The organism is Turicibacter sp. HGF1, from assembly GCF_000191865.1.
Taxonomy (GTDB): domain Bacteria; phylum Bacillota_I; class Bacilli_A; order MOL361; family Turicibacteraceae; genus Turicibacter; species Turicibacter sanguinis.
In genome coordinates, this window is record NZ_AEXQ01000077.1 from 38386 (window position 1) to 51481 (window position 13096).

12 protein-coding genes are annotated in these 13096 nt (G+C 35.5%); 2 read left to right on the forward strand and 10 right to left on the reverse strand.

Annotated elements, in window-relative coordinates; genetic code table 11:
• Positions 1 to 24: 24 nt before the first annotated feature.
• From HMPREF9402_RS07435 to glpK, 6 genes are all read right to left on the reverse strand, one after another.
• A complete protein-coding gene (locus HMPREF9402_RS07435; RefSeq protein ID WP_009606997.1) occupies positions 25 to 606 on the reverse strand; it encodes a GNAT family N-acetyltransferase in 582 nt (193 codons plus the stop codon).
• Complete coding sequence (locus tag HMPREF9402_RS07440) at positions 575 to 934, reverse strand: inorganic diphosphatase (protein ID WP_009606986.1); 360 nt, start codon at positions 932 to 934, stop codon at positions 575 to 577. Before HMPREF9402_RS07440 ends, HMPREF9402_RS07435 begins: the two co-directional genes overlap by 32 nt.
• Complete coding sequence (locus HMPREF9402_RS07445) at positions 924 to 1286, reverse strand: DUF1667 domain-containing protein (RefSeq protein ID WP_006784349.1); 363 nt, start codon at positions 1284 to 1286, stop codon at positions 924 to 926. Before HMPREF9402_RS07445 ends, HMPREF9402_RS07440 begins: the two co-directional genes overlap by 11 nt.
• A 128-nt stretch (positions 1287 to 1414) precedes the next feature.
• Positions 1415 to 2677: an NAD(P)/FAD-dependent oxidoreductase gene (locus HMPREF9402_RS07450; protein WP_009606980.1), complete on the reverse strand. Its 1263-nt coding sequence runs from the start codon at positions 2675 to 2677 to the stop codon at positions 1415 to 1417.
• 14 nt (positions 2678 to 2691) lie between these two features.
• Positions 2692 to 4107 carry an NAD(P)/FAD-dependent oxidoreductase gene (locus tag HMPREF9402_RS07455; protein WP_009607019.1) on the reverse strand — a complete coding sequence of 472 codons (1416 nt, stop codon included), beginning with the start codon at positions 4105 to 4107 and terminating at the stop codon, positions 2692 to 2694.
• 104 nt (positions 4108 to 4211) lie between these two features.
• The gene (gene glpK, locus HMPREF9402_RS07460) at positions 4212 to 5696 is read right to left on the reverse strand and encodes a glycerol kinase GlpK (RefSeq protein WP_009606992.1); all 1485 of its coding nucleotides are present in this window, start codon (positions 5694 to 5696) and stop codon (positions 4212 to 4214) included.
• Positions 5697 to 5906: 210 nt separating this feature from the next.
• Between glpK and HMPREF9402_RS07465 the strand changes: the two genes are divergently transcribed.
• Positions 5907 to 6365, forward strand: coding sequence for a hypothetical protein (locus tag HMPREF9402_RS07465; protein ID WP_006784353.1), 459 nt, complete (start codon positions 5907 to 5909; stop codon positions 6363 to 6365).
• Positions 6366 to 6983: 618 nt separating this feature from the next.
• Here HMPREF9402_RS07465 and HMPREF9402_RS07470 read toward each other — a convergent pair.
• The 4 genes from HMPREF9402_RS07470 to HMPREF9402_RS07485 all read right to left on the reverse strand — a co-directional run bounded on the left by HMPREF9402_RS07470 (position 6984) and on the right by HMPREF9402_RS07485 (position 11840).
• The gene (locus HMPREF9402_RS07470; protein WP_009606988.1) at positions 6984 to 7991 is read right to left on the reverse strand and encodes a helix-turn-helix transcriptional regulator; all 1008 of its coding nucleotides are present in this window, start codon (positions 7989 to 7991) and stop codon (positions 6984 to 6986) included.
• 158 nt (positions 7992 to 8149) lie between these two features.
• Positions 8150 to 9130 carry a UDP-glucose 4-epimerase GalE gene (gene galE / locus HMPREF9402_RS07475; protein ID WP_006784355.1) on the reverse strand — a complete coding sequence of 327 codons (981 nt, stop codon included), beginning with the start codon at positions 9128 to 9130 and terminating at the stop codon, positions 8150 to 8152.
• Between the two features lie 12 nt (positions 9131 to 9142).
• Complete coding sequence (gene galT, locus HMPREF9402_RS07480; RefSeq protein WP_009606999.1) at positions 9143 to 10657, reverse strand: UDP-glucose--hexose-1-phosphate uridylyltransferase; 1515 nt, start codon at positions 10655 to 10657, stop codon at positions 9143 to 9145.
• A gap of 13 nt (positions 10658 to 10670) precedes the next feature.
• Complete coding sequence (locus HMPREF9402_RS07485; RefSeq protein ID WP_006784357.1) at positions 10671 to 11840, reverse strand: galactokinase; 1170 nt, start codon at positions 11838 to 11840, stop codon at positions 10671 to 10673.
• 239 nt (positions 11841 to 12079) lie between these two features.
• On the opposite strand from HMPREF9402_RS07485, the gene HMPREF9402_RS07490 reads away from it, so the two are divergent.
• A complete protein-coding gene (locus HMPREF9402_RS07490; protein WP_006784358.1) occupies positions 12080 to 13084 on the forward strand; it encodes a LacI family DNA-binding transcriptional regulator in 1005 nt (334 codons plus the stop codon).
• The last annotated feature ends 12 nt before the right edge of the window (positions 13085 to 13096 follow it).

The following is a 13096-nucleotide window of genomic DNA, read 5'->3' on the forward strand; positions in this document are numbered from 1 at the left end:
CTTTTCACCTATTCTTTTACTTTTTTATCTTAATCGCTTACTCATATAAATACACTCATTAAAGCCTGCCTGCTTCGCAAACATCTGTTTTTTACGTTTCAGAACCTTAAAACCTAACGATTCATATAACTTAAGCGCTCCTGTATTCACATCAATCACATCTAACAAATATTCATGTCCACATGATTTTAACATACATTCTTCAAGCAATAATGTTCCAATTCCAAGACGGCGATACGCTTCATCAACTGCTAACGTATTAATATAAATTTGATAAGGCTTTAATGTCAGTCCAGAATTTACAAGATTAAAATAAAATTTTAATCCTTTAAAAAAACCTAAACAGCCTTGTACCTCCTTTAAACTAACCTCAAAAGCCCCTCTAACAGGCGTCGAAACCCCAACTATTCCAACTACCTTATCCTCTGCGATGGCAACAAAACATTGTTCAACGACCATCGCCTTCATAAACAATAAAATAAATGCCTCCTCATCCTCACTAATTGAAAGAAACATCTCACGAAACTGATGCACAGTAAACTGAGCTGCCTCTTTAATGCGATTACTTCCTAAATCACTTAACCTTTGAATCTTCACCCCTGTCATCTAAATCCCCCATTAATACCTTCGACTTAAAAAATCGTTCACAAAACTCAACTAATGCCTCAATTTGAGACTGGCTGTATTTTGATACCTCGCGGCATACCACTAACTTCTCCTCCACATCATCTTCACGATGAATAATCGCAACCACATACCCGCAAAACGTCTCGAGCGGTTCAAACTCTCCAATAACATAGGCATCAATCTCCTCACCATCTCCCCCAATCGTATTAGGAATATACCCATAATTAATCGGATAATAAAACCCGTGCTTCGGATGCCTTGAGCCAAGTGGGCGATCTATCACCACACTCACTTTTTTATTTAACATCCTGACACCTCTTGAGCGTTCGTGAAGCAATCACATCAATTCCAAGCCCTAGCACATCGGATAAAATCACATCGCCACAACTTACTGGCGCCTCTACCTTTATTAATTGAACTGCTTTAACAAACTCCATCATTTTAGATTTTGGGACTGGCTGACTACTTACAACTGGTAAGCGACGATAAATCGCCCCTTCAATAGCAATCGTCGTTGTCACAACGCGCGTTGGATTCGTTGTTTCAGACTTTGCAAACGCTAGCCCTCTTTTGCAATGGTTTCCACTCACATGCCCTTCTTCATCAATGTTTAGTGAACATCCAACTGGGCAAACAATACACGTTAACGCTTGACTCATGTAACGCTCCTCCTAAATAGAAACTGAAATATAATTTATATTTTTATAATCTAGCTTAGTATCTAAGCCCTTTTGATACTGAGGTATAACGATAGTCCCGTTAAAAGTTTTCAACGACACAAAACTTATCAGGAGTTATATAGACATTTGACTTCAATCGTTAAATCCTTACCTGATGAATTTAACACTTCAGTTGGAATTTTAATTTTTTCCATTTCTGCCGGTAACAATACATGACGTTTCAACTGATGAACGATTTTTCCATCCTGAACAACATTAACAATTGCTTGCTGATACTTTTTTGTCACACGGTACATTAACTCAAGTGAAGCCTCAAGTTCTTTTGGTCTAATTTTTTGAGGTAGCGCATATTTGATTCCTTCTCCTGCCTTGACTTCTAACACCCCATCATCATGACCTAAATGACCAAGCGCATATAAAGCAGCATAATATCCTGCACGCTCTGCCTCATCCGATACAAAATCAACTAAATCATGAACATGCAACACATTCCCACAAGCAAAAATTCCGCTGACCGTCGTCTCTAAATTTTCAAAAACACAAGCTCCCTTTGTAGCGGGATTAAAGATGACCCCTGCTTTTTTACTTAACCCATTGTCCGGAATCAAACCAACTGAGAATAAAATTGCATCAACCTCAAACTGTTTTTCAGTACCTAGAATCGGTTGACGATCAGCATCGACCTCAGAAATCGTCACCCCCTCGACACGTCGATTTCCTTTAATATCTGTCACGGTATGAGATAAAAAGAGTGGGATATTAAAATCCTCTAAGCACTGCACAATATTTCGTGTCAATCCATTTGAATATGGCATGATTTCAGCTACCCCTAAAACTTCTGCCCCTTCAAGTGCCATTCGACGTGCCATAATCAAACCAATATCTCCCGATCCAACAATAAAAACTTTCTTTCCAACCAAATAACCATCCAAATTTAAATAACGTTGGGCTGTTCCAGCGGTCAAAATACCCACGGGACGAGTTCCTGGAATACTTAGAGCTTGGCGATTATTTTCACGACATCCCATCGCCAAAACAACGGCTGATGCCTTGATATCTTGCTCCCCTTGCTCGTTCAAAATTGTGATGATTTTCTCATTCGTTAAATTCGTTACCATCGTATTTAACATAATTTCAACCGGATACTGCTTCAACTTTTCGATATAACGATTCGCATACTGTGGCCCCGTTAACTCTTCTTTAAACTTATGCAAACCAAATCCATTATGAATACACTGTTGCAAAATACCGCCAAGTTCTCTATCTCGTTCAATTATTAAGACCTTTTTAGCACCACCTTCACAAGCACCAATCGCGGCACCCATTCCAGCCGATCCGCCACCAATAATAACGACCTCATATTGTAACATCTATTTCACCTCACTTACTTTTCTTCAACTAATATATTCGTACCGACTTCATCGTAATTCACTTCATCCACACACTGATTCAACTCCCGTGCTAAAATTTGTAAGACATACGGTTCGCAAAAACTTCCCTGACATTTTCCCATTCCAGGACGGCAACGTTTTTTGACACCTTTAACAGTCGTGGCCCCTGCATGACGTCGAATCGAATCTATGATTTCACCTTCCGTAATTTGCTCACATCGACAAACCATTCGTCCATAAGCAGGATTCTTTTGAATTAGTGCATTCTTCTCCTCTCGAGTTAACGCCTTTAAATTCACATAGGGACGTCTTGATGAATCCCATTCTTTTTCATTGAGTTCAATATGGGGGCGAATAAAATCTAGAACATATTTAGAAATCGCAGGAGCTGCTGATAAACCAGGAGATTCAATTCCAATTACATGCACAAACGTTTCATAACGTGAATCGGGTTGAATATAAAAATCACCACTACTACCACTTGCGCGTAACCCTGTAAAAGATCTCATCACATGAGTCGCGGGAAACTGTGGTAAGATACGTGATAACTGATCCTTAATATAATCGTATGCCTCCACCGTTGTTGCCACATTCTCTTTATCATCCACTATCTCTGAATCAGGACCAAGCAACGTATTTCCATGAGTCGTTGGTACGATTAAGACACCTTTCCCACGCTCAGTTGGCGTTGGATAAATAACACGCGAGATAGCATTAAAATCTTTATCTAAAACAAAATAAGTTCCACGACGTGGTTGAATTTCAAACTCGAACTCAGGGTTAATCATTCGTCCAACCTCACAGCCAAACAATCCCGCTGCATTAATCACCATCTTCGCTCGAATCATGCCATTACTCGTTTGAACCTCATAGTTATCACCCTTATGGATTGCCAAAACTTCCGTATTTAACTGAAGTTCTACTCCATTATTTAAGGCAACTTCCATCGCAGCAATTGCCACTTCCCATGGATAAACAATCGCCGTCTCCTCACACACTAACCCCTTCACAATATTGGTAGATAATTGGGGCTCTAGAACTCGAACCTCGTCACCTGAGATTAAACGGACCTTCACCTTATTTTCCTTGGCACGCGATTCAAGTATTTCAAGCTTTTTAACTTCTTCTTCGCTCGTTGCTACTGTTAAAGAACCTACCTTTTTATATCCAACCTTTAAACTTTTACATAACGGTTCATATAAATCTTTTCCAAGTAAATTCAACTTAGCCTTTAATGTGTTAGGAATAGGATCAAATCCAGCATGAATAATCGCACTATTAGCCATCGTACTTTCATTTGCAATATCATTTTCTTTATCAACAACCACCACTTTAACATCATATTTTGATAACTCATATGCCATTAAAGATCCAACAATCCCACATCCAATAATTAAAATATCGACCATTTTATCACCTTCCATTCTTAATTAATACCATCCCTCATGAACAAAAAAAGACGAATAACGTCAGACTCATTCCTAAGTCTTCTCAATTATTCGTCTTCTTAAACTTATTTAAAGAGTTTAACTGCTTCAATCGCTTTTTGCCAACCACTATAAAGTTCATCTCGATCTTCTTTAGATAATTTTGGATCATAGCGCTTTGGTGCAGAGGCATAACTTGCAATTTCTTCAAGATTCTCGTAAACACCTGTTGCAAGTCCCGCTAAATAAGCAGCCCCTAACGCAGTTGTTTCCGTTACTTTTGGAACACTAACTTCAACTCCTAAAATATCACTTTGAAATTGCATTAAAAATTGATTTAACGTTGCACCACCATCCGCTTTTAAATCTAAAATTTCATCATTCAAATCTTCTTTCATGGCCATGATTACATCCTTACTTTGATAAGCAATCGCTTCAAGTGTGGCACGAATAAAATGCTCTTTTGATGTACCGCGTGTTAATCCAAACACACCGCCACGAACTTCACTATCCCAATACGGTGTTCCAAGACCAACAAAAGCTGGCACCACATAAACACCACCACAATCACCGACACGTTGAGCATAAGTTTCCGAATCTTTTGCATCCTTAAACATACGTAGACCATCTCGCAACCACTGAATCGCACTTCCTCCCACAAACACACTTCCTTCTAATGCATAATATGTTTGATTATTAAGTTTCCAAGCGATTGTCGTTAATAATCCATGACTTGACTCAATCGGTTGATGACCCGTATTCATTAAAACAAAACACCCTGTTCCATACGTATTTTTAACCTGACCTTTTTGAAAACACATTTGTCCAAATAAAGCAGCTTGTTGATCCCCACAAACAGCTGCAATTGGCAAAGGACGTCCTGTTATATGAGGAAGGGTGTAAGTATAGATTTCAGACGTTTGTCTAACTTCTGGCAAAATGGATTTTGGGATACCAAATGCCTCAAGTAAGTCATCATCCCATGTTCCAGTATAAATATTGAATAATAACGTACGCGAAGCGTTTGTGACATCTGTAATATGGGCATTTCCTCCTGATAACTTCCAAACTAAATAGCTATCAACGGTTCCAAATAACACTTCATGACGTGCAATTTTTTCTTCAATTCCTTCGATATGATCAAGCATCCATCTAATTTTTGAGGCTGAGAAATAAGAATTAATGAGCAATCCTGTTTTTTCTTTTACCATTTGTTCATAACCTTTTTCTTTCCACTTTTCGCAAATAGCATCCGTTTGACGTGACTGCCAAACAATCGCATGATAAAGTGGTTTTCCTGTGACTTTATCCCACATGATGGTCGTTTCACGTTGATTTGTAATTCCAATTCCTTTGATTTGACTCACATCTACTTTCCCCGATAATAACACGGAACTAATTACTGACATCGTTGAAACCCAAATTTCATTTGCATCTTGTTCAACCCATCCTGATGAGGGATATAAGCACGTAATTTCACGCTGTGCCTTTTCAATTACTTCGCCTTTTTTATTAAAAACAATTGCTCGGGTACTCGTTGTCCCTTGATCAATTGATAAAATTAAACTCATCCTTAAGCACTCCTTTAAAGAAAACGTTTCCTACTATTATACCATGATTACACGTCTAAATCTTGAAAATCTTCAGATATTATTCTGTACGTAATTTAATCATTAAATTACTATCTTATGTTAGATTTTCTTTTTTCGAATTTTGTCAAATCCCCCGTTATCTTTGAATATGATAATAGTATAAAGTCTCGCAAGAGAGGGGGAATACGTTTGGCTAAAACATATCAAGTTATTTATGAACGCAAACAAGGTTCCATTGATTTCTCAGGTGAAGAAACTGATATTTATTATCTTTTTTATGTTGTACATGAGTTAGGCCGTTTAATCTATGAGATAGAATATCAAAAACCGTTATCCGACAACACTTTAATCACTTTAAAACATTTAAATGCTGACCAAACAATCGCTGAAATAAAAAGAATACTGCATATTTTTAGTTCTTTCCCGTCACCCTCTATTCAATTAAATGCCTTTATTGAGGTCATTAATCGTGATGAAATTTATACAACCATTGAATTAAAAGATAAAGGGCAAAAGCATTCCAACGATCAACTTATTACCGATTTGTATCTATTTCAATTATTCTCACATCTAAACTTACTTCGCGGTTACGACTTTTCAGACTTAGATGAATTTCCTGAGGAAAAAGTTCCATCTTACGTTAATTAAAATTTAAAAAGCGAGCCAAATGGGCTCGCTTTTTAAAACATAGTGTAACAAAACAAACGGCTTAAATACTTTCTCTGCTAACGAGTAGAAGAAAAAATATCAACAAAGGTTTCTTAATACATTCCTTTCGTATAATAACACTCCATGTTAAAGTCCTCTACTCTTTAACTAAACCTCATTTTTTCAGAATTATATAATTCCTTGCCAAGAATTTAATTAAAATATTAAATCTCATTATCCCCCCGATAAAGACATTAAACTAACATTTTTCACCCTGAAAAAGAGTAGTGTTATTTACACTATTAAATTTACCACACCATGAATACGTTTACAACAAAGTTTGTGTGTTCTTTTGATGAACTGTGCTTATTTAGGTAAAAATGACTCCATAAAAAAAAGTCATATTCTTCACTTTATTATTCTTAAATAAAAAAAGATAACTTCCCCCATAGAAGTTATCTTTTTATGTTAATTCATTACTCAAATATAAGTCCCCACTTATCCTGGCTCTCCACTTGGCGAAAACCAAGTCAAACACTTGAACCAAATCAAAAAATTCACGATTCGAATCAAGACATTACCCAAAATTCTCTCTAATCTTCTCAATTCAAAAATTTTTTACTCTAAATACAACTCTAAAACTCGTTGTGCTTCTTTTTTCATCTCATCAACTAAACTACTAGGTGATAGTACTTTAACTGCACTCCCCTGACTCCTTAACCACATGTCAATCCCTCTACCATAGACCTCTGCTTCAACAACAAATTTATTAAAATCTTGTTCGATAATAGTGGCTGTTGGAAGACGGTCAAGGACTGGTTCAATTCGAGGGCCATAAAATTCAAATTTTACACGTAAAAGTTCTCCCAAATACATAAACTGAATTCTTTTTCTAAACTCTCCCTCTTCAAAGCGATTTGAATAAGGGACGTAGAAATTTCGATTGATTACTTTATAATCATTAAAGCGATCAATTCTAAAAATACGTAAATGATCATCTTTAACGTGATTGTAATCTAAAGCATTCGGCTTCAATTCTTCCATATAAGCAATTAAATAAAAATAATACTCAGAAAAAATAATGCCAACTGGCTGTAGATAACGCTTAATTGTAATAAAATCTTCGCGTGTATAAGACATCTCAATAACCTGTCTTCTTTGAATAATCTCGCTAAATTCCCAGACCTTTGTTAATAGTTCTTCATTATGCTGCAATGGAACATAATTTAAAAGTTCGTTCCCAATCAATTCCTTAATCATCTTTTGATTAGATTGATCCATCTGTTTTAACAACATGTTAATCAAATCATTCATTTCTTTTTGATTAAACGCCCGCGTCCCCAACATAACTTTGATGATTGCAAAAATATCCTCTCGGCGTAAATGATATTGTTCAGCATTTTCTAAAATATATCCACCTTGCTTCCGACTATACTTAATCATTAAGTCAGCTCGCTCCGTTTGTTCCCCTAGATAAATGTTTAAATGTTCAATATCGCGTTGAATGGATTTTTCACTAACACCAAATTCTAGAGCTAATTGTTGTTTATTTAAAACTCGCCCTTCTATTAGGCGTTGATAAATGGATAAAATCCGATTAAACTTTAAATCTTTCCCTTGTAACATAACTTCACCATTTCTTTCCTATTATACCATAGAACATGGACACTTATTGTCTATATAGTCTTTTTATAGGTTTTATTTTATCATTTTTTGTCAATTTTTCTTCCCCTTTATCTCAATTTAAGTAAAAAAACGATAGCACCTGCTATCGTTTTTCGCTGTTATTTTACTATTCGTTTTTGTTCAACCGCCCACGCACTTGCGATCATATCTTTAACTGCCGGATGCTTTGGCATCCAACCTAGAATTTCTTTTGCTTTTTGACTAGAAGCAATTAACTTTGCCGGATCACCTGCACGACGTGGTGAAATAATCGCTGGAATTGGGTGGTTCGTCACTTCACGTGCTGCTTCAATCATTTCAAGCACGCTGAATCCTTCCCCATTTCCTAAGTTACAAATTGTACTTTCTCCACCGTTTACAAGATATTGCATCGCTAAAATATGAGCCTCTGCTAAATCGCAAACGTGAATGTAGTCACGGATACAAGTCCCATCTGCTGTTTCATAATCATCACCAAAAACATTAATCGCTTCGCGGCGTCCTGATGCAACTTGTAAAATAATTGGAATTAAATGCGTTTCAGGATCATGTTTCTCCCCAATTAATCCTGATTCATGTGCTCCCGCTACATTGAAATAACGTAATGAAACATAATTTGTATCATGAGCTTTATGGTACCAGTTAATCATACGTTCCATTGCTAATTTTGTTTCTCCATAAACATTTGTCGGGTTTGTTGGATCTGTTTCTAGGATTGGAATATTTTGTGCTTCTCCGTATGTGGCAGCAGTAGATGAGAAGACAATATTTTTTACCCCACAGTCTTCCATTGCTTTTAATAAAACATTTGTTCCACTCATGTTATTATCATAATATTTAAATGGATTTGTCATACTTTCCCCGACTAAAGAGTAAGCCGCAAAGTGGATGACTCCATCTACCAATTCTTTGCGTAAGACCTCTGTCATAAAACGATAATCTGCAATACTTCCATGATAGAAAGTCGCCTCCGGATGAACATCCCCACGATGCCCAGTCACTAAATTATCAACGACTACGACGTCATGCCCTTGTTCAATTAATGCATAAACGGCATGAGAACCAATATAGCCAGCTCCACCTGTTACTAAAACTTTCATTTAACTTCCTCCTTAAAATGAACGATTAATTGAGTTAATAAAGCGTTGTATCCCCGCTAATCCTTCTTCATCTAGTTTATAAACGCCACAACATTCTAAAATCTCTACAAATTTAGAACCTACTTCTGCTTCAATAATTGACATGGCTTTGCAAACTTCCACCGCTTCATAACGTCTTAGCATTTCCTCAAGCCATGGCACATGTTTTTCTAACTTAGCATTTATTAAGACATCTGCATCTCGTAAAATAAGGGCTTCTTTTACTACCTCTAATTCATCTTTTAAACGTCCTGGTAAAACAGCTAATCCCATAACCTCAATTAACCCAATGTTTTCTTTTTTCAAATGATGTAAGTGAGCATGAGGATGATAGATTCCATCAGGATGATCTTCAGATGTACGATTATTACGTAACACTAAATCTAACTCATATTTTCCTTCTTTAAAACGAGCGATTGGTGTAATCGTATTATGAGGTGTTTCATCTGTATAAGCTAAAATTCCTAATGATTCATCGCTATACCCACGCCAATGCTTTAACATAATATCCCCAAGTTCTACTAAACGATGACGATCCGTTGATTTTAAACGTAACACACTAAGTGGCCAATTCACAAAACCAACTTCAACATCTGCAAAATTTAAAACATTTAACGTTTTTAACATCGGTGCTTTCTCCATTGCAAATTCATAAGCTCCACCTTGGAAATGATCATGTGTTAAAATAGATCCCCCGACAATCGGTAAGTCTGCATTTGATCCAATGAAGTAATGTTTAAATTGTTCTACAAATTGTAATAAGCGTTCAAATGTTTTGGCTGAAATTTTCATGGGCTCATGCGCACCTTTTAAAATGATACAGTGCTCATTATAGTAAACATACGGAGAATATTGCAAGAACCATTCTTCATTTGTTAACGTTAAAGGAATAATACGATGGTTTTGACGTGCTGGATGATTTAATGTCCCAGCATACCCAACATTTTCTTTACATAGTAAACATTTTGGGTAATTTGAGCTTGGTAGACTTTTCGCCATCGCAATCGCCTTTGGATCTTTCTCAGGCTTTGATAAATTAATCGTAATATCTAAATCACCATATTTAGTTGATGATTTCCAACTTAAATTTTTTTCAACACGGCTTACTCGAATATAATTCGAAGCCTTACTTAAATTATAATAATAACTTGTCGCAACTTTAGGATTATTAGCATGAAGTCCATTAAATGTTTTAATCACTTCAGATGGACGTGGCATTAAACAGTCCATGATTTTAGTATCTAATAAATCACGATGATCGATGCTGTCACATTCTAGTACACCAGTTGAAGCAGCATAATCTAAAATAGCTTCTAAAATTTCACTTGGATTTTCCATCGATTCTAATTGAACTTCTTCATATTCAAATGCAGGCAATCTTAAAATATCGATGATTTTATTTGCAGTATATAAGACATCAGCTTCTTCGATCATGTGATGAGTTAATGCAAAACTGATGAGACGATTAATTTCATAATTGATATTCATGCCTTTTCTCCCCTTAAACTAAAGTTTTTGTTCCATCTCCAATTGTGGCAACATATAAATCTGCATCATAGCCAATGGCTTCTTTATATCCTTTTGCGATTGCTTGTTTAACTGTCTCTAATGTTTCATTTTTAACTAACGCAATCGCACATCCACCAAATCCTGCTCCCGTCATACGAGCTCCTAGCACACCTTCTTGTGCCCAAGCTAGTTCAACAATTGTATCTAATTCCGTCCCTGTTACTTCATAATCATCACGTAATGATTTATGTGAAGCATTTAATAATTTTCCAAAACGTCTTAAGTCCCCACTTCCTAATGCATCAATGGCTAATTTAACACGTTCATTTTCCGTTACAGCATGCTTTGCACGGCGATATAAAATATCTTTATTTAATACCCTTGAGACATTATCAAACTCAGCAACACTTAAATCACATAAGAAATTAATATCTACTTTTGTTTTTAATAATTCTAATGCCGCCTCACACTCTCCTCGACGCTCATTATATTTTGAATCCGCTAATTCACGTTTTTTATTTGTATTCATAATTAAAATAGAATGATTCCCTAAATTAGCTTCTGCATACTCATATGATAAATCATTTGTATTTAATTTAATAGCTGAGTCCTTTTTCCCCATCCCAATCGCAAATTGATCCATAATTCCACAATTAACACCTACATATTCGTTTTCAGCCTTTTGTGATAACTTCACCATATCAACCATTGTGATATCATAACCATTTAATTCTTTTAAAATTTGTGACACTAATAATTCCAGTGATGCTGAAGACGATAATCCTGATCCATTTGGAATTGTTCCAAAGACGTAGGCATCGAATCCATTCGCAATTTCATATCCTGCTTCTAAAAATTGGACCATAACCCCTTTAACATAAGCACTCCAGTTTTCATCTTCTGTATGAGCTAAATTTGTTAATTCAAATTCAATCATGCCGCGTTCTTCAAAGTTTCCTGAATATAAACGAACTTTTTTATCTTCACGCTCTGATACAACTGCATAAGTCCCATAAGTAATTGCACATGGAAATACACATCCCCCATTGTAATCAATATGCTCCCCAATTAAATTAACACGTCCTGGAGAGAAAAACATTTTGGTTTCTTTCCCCTCACCGAATACTTTTTCAAATGCTTCTTTCATATTTTCAACCATCATTTCATTTCCCTCTCTTTTTTTAATTTTTCTATTCCTTTATTCGTTCTTTTACTTGACGATTTCTTTCTGTACTAAAATTTTATACTTTTTTACTAAAAAAATCAATAGTATTTTGTTAAAACCCTTACATTTTTTTTGAAATGTTTCGGCTATTCTGTTTTATTTTATGAAAGATGATGATAAAATAATAGTGAAAATAGTGATAAAAATATTCATTATTCATAGAAAGGAGGCGCCTTATGGCAAAAATTAAAGATATTGCTGACTTAACTGGTTTTTCTATTACAACCATTTCTCGAGTTTTAAATCAAGATAAAAACTTTAATGTATCAGATGATACTCGTTTAAAAATTATGGCAACTGCTGAAAAATTGAATTATGTTCCACTTAGTCGTCGTAACAAAACAACAAAAAAGACATCCGGATTAACAATTGGATTAGTTTACTGGTATTCAGTAGCAGAAGAAATTACAGATCCGTATTATATGTCAATTCGATTAGCTATCGAAAACCAATGTCAGGTTCAAAATATAAAATTAGAAAAAATCTATCTTCCAATGAAATCATTTGAAGATATTGCTGCCATGAATTTAGATGGATTAATTGCCCTCGGAAAATACAGTCATGATGAGATTGATAAACTGTATGAAATCAATCCCCATCTTGTTTTAGTTGACTGCTATTCAAAACACTATAATATCGATGTCGTGATGGCAGATTTAACAGAAGCAACAAAAGATATTATTAAATATTTAGTAGATTTAAAATTAAATTCAATCGGATTTATCTGTGGAATTGAAAAAACATTAGATGGACAAGAACTTCTTGATATGCGTTTAACTACTTATATTGATGAAATGACAAAAATGAAACGATTTAATCAAAGCCATGTTTATCTTGGAGCTTTTACAGCTGATTCAGGGTATGAAATCATGTCTGAGATTATCAAAAAAGATCATCTTCTTGATGCTTATATCGTGGCATCAGATGCGATGGCCATTGGATGCTTAAAAGCATTAAATGAAAATAACATTAAAGTACCAGATGTTGTCTCAATTATTAGTTATGATAATATCTCACTAGCACAGTATACGATTCCATCATTAACAACCATTGATATGAATACAAAACACATGGGGGATACAGCGATTGACTTAATTATTGAACGCATTGCCAATGATCGTGAAATTGCAAAAAAAGTAACGATTCCGACTCGTCTTATTCGACGTTCAAGTAGTTTATAATGAATGATTAAG